The following is a 14,872-nucleotide window of genomic DNA, read 5'->3' on the forward strand; positions in this document are numbered from 1 at the left end:
TGGGATCGGCTTCGGGCTACGCCCTACGCCGATCCCAACACACCGGATTCTCATCTTGATTGTCGCGCTTTCTCATCCAGATCGCCGCGCGACATGGCGGGCCTAGCCCATGGCCCTTGGTGTCGGCAGCACTCCGTGTTCGGCCTCGATGATCCGGACTTGAAGCCCTTGTCGGGCGAGACCGATCGCGGCGATCAACCCAACGGGCCCACCGCCAACTACTAGAACATCCTCCTTTCGCAGCTCTTCCCATTGCAAAAACCCGCTTCCCACCGCTGCGTCCGGATAAGATCAGGACAAACCGTCTGTCGGGGATTCTATTGATCACAGGATAGCAAGCGGGCCAGAAAATCCAAGACGGGCCAGCATTTGCTCTGTTCCGGCCTGGAGACGCTCCCACTGCCGCCTCATCCTAACCGATCAAGCGTACCGGCTTCTCGTCTATTTCATAACACATTCGTCTACCCGGCGCCCCGGCTTCACCGGACGTGGCCAGCCAGACGCGTGATCGCGCTGCTTCTGCGGGGGGTCATACCAGGCGCCAGATGGTCCGACGACGTTGACGTAACCGTATGACGTGTAACGAAGAGTGGTGGACGCACTTGGGCTCGAACCAAGGACCCGCTGATTAAGAGCCATGATCAGAGGGTCCAAGCGCGTCCGCATGTGTCCAAAATTGGCGGAAATCTGCGATTCATAGTCCGCATTGTTCTTGAAATGTTCGCCAGTATCCACTACAAAAAGCTACCTAAGGTAGCAGGTGCATATGGCGAACAAAGTAGGTTTGACGGATGCTAGGATCGCAGGGCTGAAGGCGCCGGCTGCGGGTCAGATAGAGCTCGCCGATGGTATCGTCCCCGGACTTAGGCTCCGCATGGGTGCCAGTGGTATCAAGACATACATTCTGCGCAAGCGGGTTCAGGGCAAGTGGTTGAATGTCACGATCGGACGCCATGGCCCGAGCTTTACGCTTGCCAATGCTCGGCGGAAGGCACGGGATCTCCTCGTGGATGTTGAGCAGGGCAAGAACATCGCCAGAAAGCCTGGCGCGAAGAGGAAGGGATCGAAGGGCGTTGGGACGGTCGCCGAGCTATACGAGATTTATCTGTCCCAGCAGATCGAGGGCAAAAAGCGCAGCGCAAAGGAGTTCGACCGGGTGTTCCGGAAATACATCGAACCCGAGCTGGGAGACCGTCTCGCCGATTCCATCACTCGAAGCGACGTGAGCCGCTTTGTCGAGAAGATCGCATTCGAGCGGGGTAAGGAAACCCTGACGATGGCGCGCATCGTTTATCGCCATCTCTCCACGTTCTACACCTGGGCGCTCACCAGGCTCGAGCATTTGCCAGCCAATCCGTGCCGCGATGCATGGCGTCCGAAGCGGAGCGAGCCTCGGGACCGCGTACTCAGCGACCGCGAACTCGCGGCACTTTGGCAGGCTGCTGTCGAGGACGGCTATCCGTTTGGTCATCTTGTACAAATGCTGGTCCTTACGGCCCAGCGCAGAGGAGAAGTGCTCGACGCGACTTGCGACGAGTTCGATTTCAAGGGGAAGGTTTGGACCGTGCCGGGAGACAGGGCGAAAAACGGAAAGGCGAACGTGGTGCCTCTGTCTGCGCAGGCATATGCAGTCGTATCCGAGATTTTTGCGGCGGCGGGGATCGCCCCTGACGAAGCTCACAAGCAATCCCAGATTCTTTTGGCATCCAAGGTCACCAACACGAACAGCGTTAGTGGGCTGTCAAAGGCCTGGAAGCGGATTCGGGCAAGCGTGGACGAGAAGCTTGGCTATGAAGCCAGTCATTTCACCATGCATGATATTCGCCGGACAGTGGCGACCGGCCTGCAAAGGCTTGGAATACCGCTGGTCGTTTCGGAAGCTGTTCTCAACCATCAGTCGGGCTCGGCAATGGCCGGTGTCGCCGGAGTTTATCATCGGCATCAGTACACCAATGAGAAGCGCGAAGCTCTCGCGCTATGGGGCAGGGAGGTTCTCCAACTCGTCGCGAAATATCCGCCGCAGGAGAATCAGGAGAGGTGATTGTCCGCGCCAATCCAGTCGGCTCGTAGGCGATCCATCCCTGCAACAACGCCTTCAACGACCACCTTCGAGCCGATGAGATCGTCCGCAACTTCCTCGCTTTCGACGATCCAGACCTCGTCAGCTTTCGTGGTCAGGATCATCCCGCGCCTGCCGCGGCTCAGCATTCCTGACACGCGTATTCGACCGGAACTCACAACCATCCCCTTGCTCAGAACCGCCAATGACGCAGCACATCGCGCACATAGGCCGGTGTCTCGCCATTGCGTGGGATACCACCAGCTCGCTCGACGGCGCCAGGACCTGCATTGTATGCAGCGAGGGCCAGATGCACTACCCCGAACTTGTCGAGCATCTGCCGAAGATACCGTGCAGCGCCAAAGATGTTCGCCATTGGATCAAAGCGGTTTGATACGCCAAGGTCGCGGGCGGTCGCTGGCATCAACTGACCCAGGCCAGCGGCACCAGCCTTGCTAATCGCCACAGGATTATATCGGGACTCCGTCCATACCAACGCGTCGAGAAGGCCCGCCGGCAAGGCATATTGCGTTTCTGCGGCATAGATATGGGGAAGGTAGCTTGCCCGACGAAATCCCGACGGCCCCCTGCTTTCTGGTTTTGCATAGCGATAGGGGAGGTAGGTCCGGCCCGCTTCGAGGCTAGGGGCAGCGGACGTAGTCATATTCTGAGGTCCCTGCCAGATCCCGTGTTCGACCAATTGAAAACCGTTTGACGCCTCTTCCACGCGGAAGCCGTAAGGTCGAACCTCAGGTGACGCCGCAGCTTCGGGGGCCGTTTCCTCCTGCGCCTGCGCCGGGACGACGAACGCCAATCCCGCTACCGCCGCTGTGACCGTTGCCCATTTCAGTTTCATATCTCGATTCCTTCTATGGCCGAATCGGATGGGAACATATATAGAACATAGCTTGTAGGTGAACTTCGTCAGTGCGGGGGTGAACGTCGTGTCGGCGCCGGCATAGGCCGCACTTGCCGCGAGAGCGGCAATGGCGACTGGGATGGCGATATTGAGGGCGCGGCCGAACTTCGAGGCGAGGGTATGGTTGGCGCCAGCGCGCCGGGTGAGGGTGAGGGACTGCATGCGGAGCTCCGTTTGGAGAGGGGTGGACACAGCGTCCTTGCGTTCGCTGTGCAGACCACATGCATCTAGGAAATCGTTGTAGGAAAGCGTTGCCAGCGGAACTGATGTCGGGCCGGACGAATGCGGACGGATTGGCGTCCCCATAGCGGCGATTCTGGCAGAAACTGACGGATTTTAGCCAGCAACTTGCTGGGAATCTTCGGCGAAACTGCCGGACTTTGCCGGCGAATCACATTATGGAAACGATTCGCCGATAACCGAGATATTCCGTATTTGTTCTTTTTATTTTCCTACAAGATGCGTCTCGGGATATGGCTGCGACTCACCGTCGTTCATTAAGGAGAGTCAGCATGTATCAACCACCTTCTGTATCCGTTCAGGCCAACAACGGCCTCGCCCGGATTCTCGCCCACGCCGTCGAAGCTGCAGACAAGCCGCGGCACCAGATCGCCCGCGAAGTCGGTATGCACCGGGAGACATTGCTTCGGGTCATGCGCGGCGAACGCGCCATCGGCCTGGACGAAGCGGCCCGTATTCTCTCCGTCTGTGGGGCCTATCCTCGTGCCTGCATGATCCTTGCCCTCGCAGGACAGGAAGACCTTGCTTGCGAGTGGATGCGTTCTGAGATGGGTGAGTTTCTGGAGGAGTTTTTCACCAGCTTGCCTGGCCATCTCGACCGAACACTTGGCCGCAGGACACATGATCTGCGGCCGCGATGGGCCAATGGCACATCTCAGCTCGTGGCGCGCATGCTGGCGAAGCACATTGATGACTTCGCCAACCGCGACATTTCGATGTCCCTGCCCAGGTGATCCAAGCAATCTCGGAGGGGACCGAGCCATTTGGCAATCAGGAATGACCAATGACCGCAGTTCCCCAAAATGAAGATATCGCAGTTTCTGGCGTGGAAGTGACTCCACCACCTGCTCGCCTGTTGCGCTTGCCGGAAGTCATAGCTCGAGTCGGTATGAAGCGCTCGGCCATCTATCAGCGCATGAGCGAAGGCAGGTTCCCGAAATCGCGGTCGCTCGGCGCTAAATGCGCAGTCTGGGTTGAAGCTGAAATCAACGCATGGATCGACGAGATTGCAACGCGCCGTCCCTGACACACGCAATGGGCGTGGAGGAACATGGCAAATCCTTAGCGACCCCGTCGTCCATGACCGCCGCCTAGTGTCGCTTCACCTTGCTCGCGAGTGAGACAACGTCGGAATGCTGGCAAGTGATTGTCACGCGACGCGGACTGCAAGTTCTCAAGGACGCTGCGAGCAGTTGGGTCTTGCACCAAAGGAAGCAACCGATCGTAGAGTGCAATGTTCTCGATTTCACCGACGACTGCGGCCTCGCAGGCGGCCGTCAGGCTATTGGGAGCAGACCCTTGTCCCATCCACAGATTGGCCGGAATGGTGATTCCCAGCCGCTCCATTTGACGTTCTAATGCCCGGGAGTGGCGTGTTTCTGCATCCACGATGTTGATGAACGGCCTCACAGGCCCAAATCGCTCTATAATTGCGGCGTAGGTCGCCTCGGCCTTGCGCTCGTCCTCGAGAGCTTCGTTAAGAATTGCAGCAATGTCTGGCTTTGCCATTTCTGATCCTGACTTTTTATCGCGCAGGTATTGCCTGCCTGGCCCACGACACGATTGCGCCCGCAGGCATGGCGCCGGATTGGCGGGCGACCTCCTTGCCGTCGGCAAACAGGATCATCGTCGGGATGGAACGAATAGCAAAGCGCGACGCAATCGCTTGCTCGGCTTCCGTGTCGAGTTTGCCTAACCGGATATAGGGCTCGAGCTGGGAGGCTGCGGCCTCGAACGCCGGTGCCATCTGACGGCAGGGTCCACACCAGGACGCCCAGAAATCGACCAGCAGCGGGATGCCACTCTTGTTAAGATACGCCTCGAAATTGGGGGACCCAAGTGTCACAGGATGTCCGCCAAATAACGCTGATGCACACCGACCGCATTTTCCGCCCGCACCGAGCTTGGCACGCGGCACCCGATTGGTCGTCGAGCAGGTCGGACAGATGATCAGGACGGGATCGGTTGCACTCATGGCTGCATTCCGTGCTCTACGACTGTCATCGGCCGGCGTCTCTGCATAGTTCGCACAAGGCATGAATGACCCCACGCACAATGGGGTCCTTCAGGCTGTAGAATCGGGTCTGTGCCTCACCTCGAATGCTGACCACACCTTCCTCACGAAGCATCGCCAGATGCTGAGAGACAGAGGATTGTGAAAGTCCGGCCAGTTCAACAAGTTCCGTTACCGAGACTTCGCCCTCATCCATCCGGCACAACATCAGCAGTCGTTCGGGGTGGCTCATCAGCTTGAGGCGCCCCGCCATGACCACGGCGTTGGCCTTGAGTTCAGAAAGATCGGTCGGCTTCATGTTGCAGGTTCCGGAAACGGGCGACCATCGTCGCGCAGGACTATGTAAATTGCTGGAATAACGAGCACCGTCAGCAAGGTCGAGGAGGCGAGGCCGAACAGAAGCGAAATCGCCAACCCCTGGAAGATCGGGTCGGTCAGGATCACCGCTGCCCCGATCATCGCCGCCGCTGCGGTAAGGACGATCGGCTTGAAGCGGATCATGCCGGCCTCCAGCAAGGTTTCACGCAAGCTCTTGTCCGGACTGCGCGTGTGGCGGATGAAGTCCACGAGCAGGATCGAGTTGCGTACGATAATCCCGGCGAGCGCGATGAACCCGATCATGGAGGTCGCGGTAAACGGCGCGCTGAACAGGATGTGGCCGAGCACAATGCCGACCAGCGTCAGCGGTATCGGGGTGAGGATCACCAGCGGGATGGTGAAGCTGCGGAACTGGCCGACCACCAGCACATAGATGCCCAGCAGCGCCACCATGAAGGCACCGCCCATATCGCGGAAGGTCACCCAGGTGATTTCCCATTCGCCGTCCCACAGGACCGAGGCTTTGCTCTCGTCCTCGGGTTGGCCGTGAAGAATGATGTCCGGCTTGACCAACCCGTGGGCCTTCCAGTCAAAGCTGTTGATGGCATCATCAACAGCGAGCATTCCGTAGATTGGCGCCTCGTAGCGCCCGGCGAGTTCGGCGGTGACCATCGTCGCGCCGCGCCCGTCACGGCGGAAGATCGCCTGGCCGCCGGGCTCCATTTTCGCGGTCACGAGTTCGCCCAGCGGCACGAGCTGGCCAGTGGGCGTTGCGGCGACGGGTGTGGCGGCGAGAGAGGCCGACCAGCTGCGCTGCGACTGATCGAGTGCGAGCTCGATCGGCAGCGGATCGCGATCATTCCCGCCCAATTCAGATCTGGGGGCATAGCCGACGACTTGCGTCCCCATCAACGCGCCAATGCTGTCGAACAACTGGCGCTCGGACAGGCCATAGTGATCGAGCTTCGCCCGATCAGGGACCAGCTTGAGGGTGGGGCGGGGCTGTCCGAAGCTGTTGTCGACATCGACGATGTAAGGCACCGACTTGAAGATCGCCTCCACCTGCGCCGCGGTTTTCTGGCGGGTTGCCTCATCCGGGCCATAGATCTCCGCCAGCAGCGTTGCCAGCACGGGTGGCCCCGGCGGGGTTTCGACGACCTTGAGCGAGCCGCCAGCGGGCATGGGGATTGCCTTGAGTTTCTCGCGCAGGTCCACCGCAATCTCGTGGCTGGAGCGCGAGCGATCACCCTTGGGCAGCAGGGTGATCATCAGATCACCCATTTCAGGGGCATTGCGCAGGAAATAATGCCGGACCAGCCCGTTGAAGTTGAACGGCGCGGAGGTCCCCGCATAGGCTTCCATTGAGGTGACTTCGGGCACCGTCCTTGCCACAGCAGCAGCCTGTTCCAGCACGCGCGCGGTTGTTTCGAGGCTTGCGCCCTCTGGCAGGTCGGCGACAAGCTGCACTTCGCTCTTGTTGTCGAACGGCAGCAACTTCACCGTCACCGCCTTGAAGTAGAACATCGAGCAGGCGACCAGCGTCGCGATGCCGACTACGACGAGAAAACGCTTGGCGCTCTGCGGCGTGGCGATGACCTTGCTGGCGTAGCGTTTGTAGAGCGCACCCAGCTTGCCACCGTGCTCTTCGTGACCGTGCGCCAGCGTCTGCCTGGCAAAGCGGACCATCAGCCACGGGGCAATGATCACCGCGACGAAGAAGCTGAAGATCATCGCAGCGCTGGCGTTGATCGGGATCGGAGCCATGTAGGGGCCCATCAGACCTGAGACGAACAGCATCGGCAGCAGTGCGGCGACCACGGTCAGCGTCGCAATGATCGTCGGGTTGCCAACTTCCGCCACGGCATCGACCGCACCGTCGATCCGGCTGCGGCCATCGTTCATCGCCCAGTGCCGGGCGATGTTCTCGATCATGACGATGGCGTCGTCGACAAGGATGCCAATCGAGAAGATCAGCGCGAACAGGCTGACTCGGTTGATCGTGAAGCCCATGACGTTCGACGCGAACATGGTCAGCATGATCGTGGTCGGAATGACGATGGCGGTGACGCCTGCCTCACGCCAGCCAATCGCAAAGCCGATCAGCACGACGATCGAGACGGTCGCCAGCGCGAGGTGGAAGATGAGCTCGTTGGCCTTGTCGTTGGCGCTTTCGCCATAGTTGCGCGTGACGGAGACTTCGACGCCCGCAGGGATCAGCGTGGCTTTGAGGGTGCCCACCCGCTCGACAACGCCTTCTGAAACGGCAACTGCATTAGCCCCTGCGCGCTTGGCAATGGCGAGACTGACTGCCGGCCCCATATTCCAGGCTGCACGGTCATCCTTGGCCCAGCGCCATGCGCGGGCCTGATTCTGCGTCGGGGCCTGCTCGATCTTAGCCACATCGGAGAGCAGGACCGGAGCGCCGCTCGCGGAGCGCACGGTCAGGCTGGAAAGTTCCTGTGCATCGCGCAGCGTCTGGCCCGCCACAACCAACGCCGCCTGTCCGCCTTCGCGGACGGTTCCTGCCGGAAAGGCGCGATTGGCCTGTGAAACAGCTTCGATCAGATTGCCCAGCGGCACGCGGTAGAGAGCCAGTTTTGCGGGATCCGGCACCACCCTCAGCGCCATATGCTGGCCGCCGGTGATGAAGGTCAGGCCGACGTCATCGACCTTGGCGATTTCGGTCCTGAGTTTGCCAGCGAGTTCGGAGAGTGCCTGGTCGTCCCATCGTCCCGCCGCGCCCGGTTTGGGGGTCAGCGTTAGCACCACGATCGGCACGTCGTTGATCCCGCGCACGGTCACTTGCGGCGCAGGGATGCCAACTGGAATACGGTCCTTGTTGGCCTCGATTTTCTCGTTGATCCGGATTGCCGCGTCCTCGGGATTCGAGCCGACGAGGAACCGGGCAGTGACCAGAGCGCCATTGTCCTGCGCTTGGGTATAGACGTGCTCGACACCGTCGACGCTCTTGACGATGGTCTCAAGCGGCTTGCCCACCAGTTCGACAGCTTCTCGTGCGGAAAGCCCCGGTGCCTGGACCATGATGTCGACCATCGGCACTTTGATCTGCGGCTCTTCCTCGCGGGGAATCGTGATCGTTGCCAGCAACCCGACAAGAATTGCTGCCAGCAGGAACAGTGGCGTGAGCGGCGACATGATCGTCGCCCGGGTGAGCTTTCCCGAAATGCCGAGATTCATCAGTGCTTCGCCCCGTTTGACTGATCAGCGCTTGGGACCGCGCCAGTCGGACCTATCAGCGTATCGCCAGCAGCTGCGCCCGACAGGATTTCGACCTTCCCCGGTTCGGTCGTGGCTGAAGTCTGCACGGGCACCTGCGCGGCAGAACCGTCCTTGGTCAGGAGGGTCACGTAATCGATGCCATAGCGATTTGTGATAAAGCTCGCCGGTACCAGCAGCGCCTTGTGCGTGCCTGTCTCGACCTTGGCGGCAACTCGGCGGCCGATCAGCTTGCTGTCGATTCCCGGCATATCCACATCAACCGTAACCTGCCCTGCGGTGACCGATGGATAGACCTTGATCACAGTTCCCACGCTCGTTCCGCTGCCCGCTCCGGCATTCAGGCTGCTTGTGGTCACCCGCGATCCTGCATGGACTTTGTCGGCCAGCGATTCTGGCATTTCGAGGCGGACAATCGTGGGACCAGCGGTAATCACGGCGATCGCCATGCCTGGTGCAACCGGGGAACCGGCCGGAACATCGGCACGCAAGACGCGGCCATTGGCAGGTGCCGTCACCGCGCCTTGCCCGGCCACGGCACCCACCGCAGCTTGCTGTGCCTGTGCGGCGCGGATCTGGGCGTTGGCGGCTGTGGCGGCTGCCTGTGCCTGTTCGAGCCTCGCTTTGGCATAGACACCGTTCTGGTAAAGGAAACGCACACGCGAAAGTTCGCTTTGCGCCTGGGCGGCCTGGGCCTGAGCGGCGGCAGCCTGTGCGCCATAAGCTCCTGCCTGATAGCCCAGCTGGCTGTCGACAATGCGTCCGATGACCTGGCCCTTCGCGACCATGTCGCCTTCCTTGACCGTCAGCGTGGTCAATATGCCCGGAATGCGAGCCAGCACCTGAGCCTGATCGACCGTAGCGATTTCCGCGCTCACGTCCTGCCAGCTGACCGTGTCACTGGCGCCTAGGACCAAACGGGGTCCTGCAGGCGCCTTTGCTGTCTGCGCAGTCTCCTCGCCGCTGCTGCAACCAGTCAGTGGCAGACTGAGAACCGCTGTGCTGAGAGCGGTCAAGGCCAACAGGTATCCCCGCATCGTCATTTTCCTTGCTGACGTTTCTTATCGTTCGACCGGCAGGCCGGCCGACTGCCAGGCGCCAAAACCGCCCGCGAGATGAGTGTCGACCGTAGCCTGCGCCACGCCACACTTGTCGAGCGCCATGGCTGATCGTTTGCCGCCGAGACAGGTGAGGACCAACTTCTTTGCTCCGGTGTCCGGCAGCCGGGATGGCTGGAACGTCGACAGCGGCATGTTGATCGCACCGGGGATGTGACCCGCTGCAAACTCGTCAACTTCTCGGACATCGACGACGACCGCATCACCCGTGCGCAGCATTGCGTCGAGTTCCTGCGCGGTCAGTTCAGGATGCCCGGAACTCGCCTTGCCTTTGCCAAACCCAAAAACCATGTGCTCGTCCTTTCGTCGGGTGACCGCTCTCAAGCGGCTATGTGCAAACATTACCCCTTGCTCATATCGGAAACGCCTTATATAAGTCAAGTCCGATACAGAGTGTCGGCGCGCGTTTCGACAGATTTCCTGAGGGACCGCGGCGTCAGACAAGATTGCGGGAGAACCGATATGTCATTGCCCCAGATCATCATCCTAGGCGCAGGTCTTGGAGGAACGATCGCCGCTTATGAAATCCGCGATGCCGCCAAGGGCAAGGCGGAGGTCACGGTGATCAATGATCAGGAAGATTACTGGTTCGTCCCCAGCAATCCCTGGGTCGCGGTGCGCTGGCGTGAACCCGAGGCGATCAAGGTTCATCTTCCCCCAATCATGAAGAAGAAGGGCATCGGGTTTACGGCTGTGGGTGCAAAGCGCGTGCATCCTCAGGAAAACCGCGTCGAGCTCAATGATGGCACCTCGCTGCCCTACGATTACCTCGTGATCGCAACCGGGCCCGAGCTTGCATTCGACGAAGTGGCCGGGCTTGGCCCCGACGGCTTCACGCAATCGGTCTGCCGCACCGACCATGCATCTCATGCAGCGGATGCCTTCGACAAGTTCTGCGAAGACCCCAAGCCGATCGTAGTGGGCGCCGCGCAAGGGGCCTCATGCTATGGTCCGGCGTATGAGTTTGCCCTGATTCTTGATACCGAACTCAGGCGCCGCAAGATTCGTGATCGCGTGCCGATGACCTATATCAGCCCGGAACCTTACATTGGCCATCTTGGACTCGACGGGGTGGGCGATACCAAAACCCTTCTCGAGAGCGAACTTCGCAATCGCCACATAAAGTGGATTACCAACGCCCGTATCACGAATGTGGAAGAGGGCATGATGCACGTCGAGGAAGTTGCCGATGACGGTTCGGTCAAATCGGCCCATGACCTTCAGTTCGGCTATTCGATGATCCTGCCAGCGTTCAGGGGCGTCGCTGCCGTCCATGGTATCGAGGGACTGACTAATCCGCGCGGGTTCATTCTCGCCGACAAGCACCAGCGCAATCCGACATTCAAGAATGTGTATTCGCTGGGGGTATGTGTGGCGATCCCGCCGATCGGGCCGACGCCCGTTCCTGTGGGCGTGCCCAAGACCGGCTTCATGATCGAATCGATGGTCACCGCCATTGCCGCCAATCTCAAGCTCGAGTTGGAAGGCAAGGAACCGGTCGAAGAGGCCACCTGGAATGCCGTCTGCCTGGCCGACTTTGGCGATGGCGGGGTGGCATTCGTGGCGCAACCGCAGATCCCGCCGCGCAACCTTAACTGGTCGTCGAGCGGGAAATGGGTTCACCTCGCGAAGATCGGCTTCGAGAAATATTTCCTCCACAAAGTTCGGCGCGGCACCAGCGAACCCTTCTACGAAAAGCTGGCGATGCATGCCCTCGGCATCCGCAAGCTGCGTTTCAAATAAGGAGAATGGTCATGATGCTTGATGCAGCAGTATTCCGTTTTGCCGGTGTGGTCGTGCTGGCCAGCCTGGCTCTGGCGCACTGGGTCCATCCCGGCTTTCTCTGGCTGACCGCGTTTGCGGGTGCGAACCTGTTTCAGGCCAGCTTCACCGGCTTTTGCCCTGCGGCAATGATTTTCAAGAAGCTGGGTGTCAGGCCCGGCAATGCGTTCAACTGAATCGGACCTGACATGCGCCGTCTGATCCTGCCTATGGTCACGCTATCCTGCCTCGTTGCCGCCCCCCCGGTTTCGGCGCAGGATCTCGCCGCCGCTATCACCGATGCTCTGGCAAACGCCCCCACGCTTGCCGAAGCAAACGCCGGTGAGGCGGCGGCGAAAGCCCGGCTCGACCGGGCGCGGGCCGAGAGCAATCCGCTGCTGCGAATCGAAGGCTCCTACGGGGCCGGGAGGATCGATAACGGAGGATTTTTCGGGATCACTGCCGACAACGTTTCGCCGCTGGCGTTGCAGGCAACAGCTGAGATGCCGCTCTACGCAGGTGGCCGAATTTCATCAGCGATCGATCAGGCGCGTGGCGGCGCGGACATGGCCCGCTTTGGCGCTGAACAGGCGCGGTTGCAAACCATCGTGCTTGCCGTCAGCACTTACACCGAAGTGCTGACGTCGAGAAAACTCGAAGCCCGGTACGACCGGCTCGTCAGTGAGTTGGTCGAGACCGAGCGGCAAGCAGGCCTGCGCTTTCGCGCGGGAGAGATCGCCAGTTCCGAACTGGCCCAGGCCCGTGCCCGCAAAGCAGAAGCCGACGCTGGTTTCGCGCAGGCGCAAGGGCGGCGCGCTTCCGCTGAAGCCGCTTATCAGCGCCTGACCGGAAAACCTGCCGGGGATCTCGCACCTCTGCCAGAATTGCCGCATATTCCGGCAACGCTCGATGAAGCATTGGACATGGCGCGGACCTCCAACCCGGCCTTGCGGCAAGCCAAGTCGGGCGTTGATGTCGCGCGCGCCGGGGTTCGCTCCGCCAAAGCAGAAGGCATGCCCTCTGTCGGCGCGTTCGCCGAAGCCGCGCATGTTCGCGACCAATTTTTCCCTGGTTACAAGGCGGATTCGGTTGCCGTGGGTGTGCGCGGTCGTTGGACTTTGTGGGCCGGTGGACGTGTCTCTTCGCAAACACGGGCTGCTGATGCCGATCTTGATGCCAGCGAGGCAAGGCTCAGGCAGGCCGACCAGACGTTGGAGGGTATGGTCATTGACGCGTGGCAGGGTCTGGTCACCGCGCGGCGCATGACCGATGCCTCGCGTCTGCGCACCGATGCCGCCGCCGAGGCGCTGCGGGGCACGCGGCTCGAAGCCCAGGTCGGCGCTAAGCCCACGCTAGCCGTGCTCGATGCGGAACGAGAAGCTATCGAGGCCGAAGCGGCATTGCTTCAGGCCGAAGGCATGCAGACCGTTGCAGCCTGGCGGCTGAATGCTCTCACCGGGAATATCGCCCCATGAACGACAGTGCCCTTCAGGCCGCGAAAGCCCAGATCGAAGCCGCGTGTGCGGTAGCGGGCAAGCCCGTGATCCGGACATTTTTCGACGAGCCGACTTTCACGGCAACGCATGTGGTGCATGACCCGGTGACCCGCCGCGCCGCGATCATCGATTCCGTGCTGGATTTCGATCAGGCAGCCGGCCGGACCAGCCATGCATCCGCCGACGCCATCATTGCGTATGTGCACGAACAGAAGCTGACTGTCGACTGGCTGCTGGAAACCCATGCCCACGCCGATCATCTGTCGGATGCACCCTATCTCCAACAGCAACTCGGCGGCATGCTGGTCATCGGGCGCGAGATCGTGACCGTTCAGAATGTATTTGCCGGAATTTTCAACGAGCCGACAAGTTTCGCGCGCGATGGTTCGCAGTTCGACCGCCTGATGAGCGATGGCGAGACCTTTGCGATCGGCAATCTCGGCGCCATCGCACTCCACGTTCCCGGTCATACGCCTGCGTGCCTTGCCTATGTCATCGGGGACGCTGTCTTCGTTGGCGACACGCTGTTCATGCCAGATTATGGCTCTGCCCGTGCCGACTTCCCGGGCGGCGATGCCCGCACACTTTTCCGCTCAATCCGGCGCCTGATGCAGTTGCCCGATGAGACCCGCGTCTTCCTGTGCCACGATTACAAGGCACCAGGCCGCGAGACCTATGTCTGGGAAACGACCATCGGAGCCGAGCGAACGGGCAATGTCCATGTCCATGACGGCGTGAGCGAAGATGATTTCGGCACCATGCGCGAGGCGCGCGACAAGACTCTGGGCATGCCGCGGCTCATCCTGCCCTCGATCCAGGTCAATATCCGCGCCGGGCATCTGCCCGAACCGGAAGCAAATGGTGTCAGTTATCTCAAGCTGCCGCTGAATCTCCTTTAATCGCAAGGCGCGCCGATGTTCAGCGAACTCCAATATATCCTGGGTGCGCTGAGCGGTGTGCTGATCGGCTTCACCCTTGGTCTTGTCGGCGGTGGTGGTTCGATTCTGGCCGTGCCCTTGATGGTCTATGTCGTGGGCGTGAAAAGCCCGCATCTGGCTATCGGCACCAGCGCGCTGGCCGTGGCCGCCAATGCGCTGGCTGGGCTGTTCAATCATGCTCGCGAAAAGAACGTCAACTGGCGGTGCGGCGGCTCCTTTGCCCTCGCCGGCGTGATGGGCGCGCTCGGCGGTTCGACCCTCGGCAAGGCTTTTGACGGCCAGAAACTGCTGTTCCTGTTTGCCCTGTTGATGCTGGTCGTGGCTTTCGCGATGTATCGCGGCCGCGGTGAAGCTGGGATCGAAGGCGTCCATTGCAACCGCGACAATCTGCCCAAGGTCATCCTGTTCGGCGTCGGCACGGGGATGCTGTCAGGGTTTTTCGGCATCGGCGGCGGGTTCCTGATTGTGCCCGCGTTGGTCGCATCTACGTCTATGCCTATTTACCGGGCCATCGGGACGTCGCTCATTGCTGTGGCCGCGTTCGGGCTAACCACTGCGGCAAACTATGCGGCATCGGATCTGCTCGACTGGTCGCTGGCGGCCAGCTTCATTGCCGGAGGCATGGTCGGCTCGGTGCTTGGTGCCGCTGCGGCACGCAGGCTGTCGGCCGCGAAGGGGCGTCTCAACACAGTTTTTGCCGCGCTGATCGTCGTCGTGGCGGGCTACATGCTCTATCGCAGTTGGATGGTTTTCCAATCCTGAGCGCAGGAGC

General features: G+C 60.7%; 17 protein-coding genes and 1 tRNA gene. 8 read left to right on the forward strand and 10 right to left on the reverse strand.

The window, feature by feature from the left end; translation table 11 throughout:
• Positions 1 to 102: 102 nt before the first annotated feature.
• Both GGQ88_RS16175 and GGQ88_RS16180 read right to left on the reverse strand, forming a co-directional pair.
• Positions 103 to 273: an FAD-dependent monooxygenase gene (locus GGQ88_RS16175; RefSeq protein WP_343057245.1), complete on the reverse strand. Its 171-nt coding sequence runs from the start codon at positions 271 to 273 to the stop codon at positions 103 to 105.
• Positions 274 to 590: 317 nt separating this feature from the next.
• Positions 591 to 672, reverse strand: a tRNA-Lys gene (locus GGQ88_RS16180).
• 94 nt (positions 673 to 766) lie between these two features.
• Between GGQ88_RS16180 and GGQ88_RS16185 the strand changes: the two genes are divergently transcribed.
• Complete coding sequence (locus tag GGQ88_RS16185) at positions 767 to 2,041, forward strand: tyrosine-type recombinase/integrase (protein ID WP_183614495.1); 1,275 nt, start codon at positions 767 to 769, stop codon at positions 2,039 to 2,041.
• Here GGQ88_RS16185 and GGQ88_RS16190 read toward each other — a convergent pair.
• Together GGQ88_RS16190 and GGQ88_RS16195 are read right to left on the reverse strand one after the other, a co-directional pair.
• Complete coding sequence (locus GGQ88_RS16190; protein WP_221214730.1) at positions 2,029 to 2,208, reverse strand: DUF5818 domain-containing protein; 180 nt, start codon at positions 2,206 to 2,208, stop codon at positions 2,029 to 2,031. The two genes, GGQ88_RS16185 and GGQ88_RS16190, sit on opposite strands and share 13 nt — an antisense overlap.
• Positions 2,209 to 2,252: 44 nt before the next feature.
• The gene (locus tag GGQ88_RS16195; protein WP_183614589.1) at positions 2,253 to 2,915 is read right to left on the reverse strand and encodes a lytic transglycosylase domain-containing protein; all 663 of its coding nucleotides are present in this window, start codon (positions 2,913 to 2,915) and stop codon (positions 2,253 to 2,255) included.
• 575 nt (positions 2,916 to 3,490) lie between these two features.
• On the opposite strand from GGQ88_RS16195, the gene GGQ88_RS16200 reads away from it, so the two are divergent.
• Together GGQ88_RS16200 and GGQ88_RS16205 are read left to right on the forward strand one after the other, a co-directional pair.
• Positions 3,491 to 3,952, forward strand: a complete 462-nt coding sequence (locus tag GGQ88_RS16200) for a helix-turn-helix domain-containing protein (protein ID WP_183614496.1) — start codon at positions 3,491 to 3,493, stop codon at positions 3,950 to 3,952.
• Between the two features lie 50 nt (positions 3,953 to 4,002).
• Positions 4,003 to 4,245 (forward strand): AlpA family phage regulatory protein, encoded by a 243-nt coding sequence (locus tag GGQ88_RS16205; RefSeq protein ID WP_183614497.1) that lies wholly within the window; start codon positions 4,003 to 4,005, stop codon positions 4,243 to 4,245.
• A 35-nt stretch (positions 4,246 to 4,280) separates the two neighbouring features.
• On the opposite strand, the gene GGQ88_RS16210 is transcribed toward GGQ88_RS16205, so the two are convergent.
• From GGQ88_RS16210 to GGQ88_RS16235, 6 genes are read right to left on the reverse strand one after another with little or no spacing between them, the layout of a single operon-like run.
• Positions 4,281 to 4,727, reverse strand: a complete 447-nt coding sequence (locus tag GGQ88_RS16210) for a ferritin-like domain-containing protein (protein ID WP_183614498.1) — start codon at positions 4,725 to 4,727, stop codon at positions 4,281 to 4,283.
• A 16-nt stretch (positions 4,728 to 4,743) separates the two neighbouring features.
• Entirely contained in the window at positions 4,744 to 5,193 is a 450-nt protein-coding gene (gene trxC, locus GGQ88_RS16215; RefSeq protein ID WP_183614499.1) for a thioredoxin TrxC, read from the reverse strand.
• Positions 5,194 to 5,218: 25 nt separating this feature from the next.
• Entirely contained in the window at positions 5,219 to 5,530 is a 312-nt protein-coding gene (locus tag GGQ88_RS16220; protein WP_183614500.1) for an ArsR/SmtB family transcription factor, read from the reverse strand.
• On the reverse strand, positions 5,527 to 8,748 hold the full coding sequence (locus GGQ88_RS16225) for an efflux RND transporter permease subunit (RefSeq protein ID WP_183614501.1): 3,222 nt from the start codon (positions 8,746 to 8,748) through the stop codon (positions 5,527 to 5,529). Before GGQ88_RS16225 ends, GGQ88_RS16220 begins: the two co-directional genes overlap by 4 nt.
• Positions 8,748 to 9,830 carry an efflux RND transporter periplasmic adaptor subunit gene (locus GGQ88_RS16230; protein WP_183614502.1) on the reverse strand — a complete coding sequence of 361 codons (1,083 nt, stop codon included), beginning with the start codon at positions 9,828 to 9,830 and terminating at the stop codon, positions 8,748 to 8,750. The genes GGQ88_RS16225 and GGQ88_RS16230 overlap by 1 nt, the downstream gene beginning before the upstream one ends.
• Positions 9,831 to 9,848: 18 nt before the next feature.
• On the reverse strand, positions 9,849 to 10,196 hold the full coding sequence (locus tag GGQ88_RS16235; RefSeq protein WP_183614503.1) for a rhodanese-like domain-containing protein: 348 nt from the start codon (positions 10,194 to 10,196) through the stop codon (positions 9,849 to 9,851).
• Positions 10,197 to 10,367: 171 nt separating this feature from the next.
• Between GGQ88_RS16235 and GGQ88_RS16240 the strand changes: the two genes are divergently transcribed.
• From GGQ88_RS16240 to GGQ88_RS16260, 5 genes are read left to right on the forward strand one after another with little or no spacing between them, the layout of a single operon-like run.
• A complete protein-coding gene (locus GGQ88_RS16240) occupies positions 10,368 to 11,648 on the forward strand; it encodes an NAD(P)/FAD-dependent oxidoreductase (protein WP_183614504.1) in 1,281 nt (426 codons plus the stop codon).
• An 11-nt stretch (positions 11,649 to 11,659) separates the two neighbouring features.
• Complete coding sequence (locus GGQ88_RS16245) at positions 11,660 to 11,863, forward strand: YgaP family membrane protein (RefSeq protein ID WP_183614505.1); 204 nt, start codon at positions 11,660 to 11,662, stop codon at positions 11,861 to 11,863.
• Positions 11,864 to 11,875: 12 nt separating this feature from the next.
• A complete protein-coding gene (locus GGQ88_RS16250; protein WP_183614506.1) occupies positions 11,876 to 13,141 on the forward strand; it encodes a TolC family protein in 1,266 nt (421 codons plus the stop codon).
• Entirely contained in the window at positions 13,138 to 14,061 is a 924-nt protein-coding gene (locus GGQ88_RS16255) for an MBL fold metallo-hydrolase (protein WP_183614507.1), read from the forward strand. Before GGQ88_RS16250 ends, GGQ88_RS16255 begins: the two co-directional genes overlap by 4 nt.
• Positions 14,062 to 14,076: 15 nt before the next feature.
• On the forward strand, positions 14,077 to 14,862 hold the full coding sequence (locus GGQ88_RS16260; RefSeq protein ID WP_183614508.1) for a sulfite exporter TauE/SafE family protein: 786 nt from the start codon (positions 14,077 to 14,079) through the stop codon (positions 14,860 to 14,862).
• The last annotated feature ends 10 nt before the right edge of the window (positions 14,863 to 14,872 follow it).

Origin of the sequence: Novosphingobium hassiacum (assembly GCF_014196055.1) — a bacterium.
Classification (GTDB): domain Bacteria; phylum Pseudomonadota; class Alphaproteobacteria; order Sphingomonadales; family Sphingomonadaceae; genus Novosphingobium; species Novosphingobium hassiacum.

What these genes read in the sequence shown, in the direction of transcription:
- GGQ88_RS16220 (WP_183614500.1), bottom strand. Translation starts at nt 5,530, where the DNA reads ATGAAGCCGACCGATCTTTCTGAACTCAAGGCCAACGCCGTGGTCATG.
- trxC (WP_183614499.1), bottom strand. Translation starts at nt 5,193, where the DNA reads ATGAGTGCAACCGATCCCGTCCTGATCATCTGTCCGACCTGCTCGACG.
- GGQ88_RS16195 (WP_183614589.1), bottom strand. Translation starts at nt 2,915, where the DNA reads ATGAAACTGAAATGGGCAACGGTCACAGCGGCGGTAGCGGGATTGGCG.
- GGQ88_RS16190 (WP_221214730.1), bottom strand. Translation starts at nt 2,208, where the DNA reads ATGCTGAGCCGCGGCAGGCGCGGGATGATCCTGACCACGAAAGCTGAC.
- GGQ88_RS16240 (WP_183614504.1), top strand. Translation starts at nt 10,368, where the DNA reads ATGTCATTGCCCCAGATCATCATCCTAGGCGCAGGTCTTGGAGGAACG.
- GGQ88_RS16230 (WP_183614502.1), bottom strand. Translation starts at nt 9,830, where the DNA reads ATGACGATGCGGGGATACCTGTTGGCCTTGACCGCTCTCAGCACAGCG.
- GGQ88_RS16255 (WP_183614507.1), top strand. Translation starts at nt 13,138, where the DNA reads ATGAACGACAGTGCCCTTCAGGCCGCGAAAGCCCAGATCGAAGCCGCG.
- GGQ88_RS16205 (WP_183614497.1), top strand. Translation starts at nt 4,003, where the DNA reads ATGACCGCAGTTCCCCAAAATGAAGATATCGCAGTTTCTGGCGTGGAA.
- GGQ88_RS16225 (WP_183614501.1), bottom strand. Translation starts at nt 8,748, where the DNA reads ATGAATCTCGGCATTTCGGGAAAGCTCACCCGGGCGACGATCATGTCG.
- GGQ88_RS16235 (WP_183614503.1), bottom strand. Translation starts at nt 10,196, where the DNA reads ATGGTTTTTGGGTTTGGCAAAGGCAAGGCGAGTTCCGGGCATCCTGAA.
- GGQ88_RS16200 (WP_183614496.1), top strand. Translation starts at nt 3,491, where the DNA reads ATGTATCAACCACCTTCTGTATCCGTTCAGGCCAACAACGGCCTCGCC.
- GGQ88_RS16185 (WP_183614495.1), top strand. Translation starts at nt 767, where the DNA reads ATGGCGAACAAAGTAGGTTTGACGGATGCTAGGATCGCAGGGCTGAAG.
- GGQ88_RS16245 (WP_183614505.1), top strand. Translation starts at nt 11,660, where the DNA reads ATGATGCTTGATGCAGCAGTATTCCGTTTTGCCGGTGTGGTCGTGCTG.
- GGQ88_RS16260 (WP_183614508.1), top strand. Translation starts at nt 14,077, where the DNA reads ATGTTCAGCGAACTCCAATATATCCTGGGTGCGCTGAGCGGTGTGCTG.
- GGQ88_RS16210 (WP_183614498.1), bottom strand. Translation starts at nt 4,727, where the DNA reads ATGGCAAAGCCAGACATTGCTGCAATTCTTAACGAAGCTCTCGAGGAC.
- GGQ88_RS16250 (WP_183614506.1), top strand. Translation starts at nt 11,876, where the DNA reads ATGCGCCGTCTGATCCTGCCTATGGTCACGCTATCCTGCCTCGTTGCC.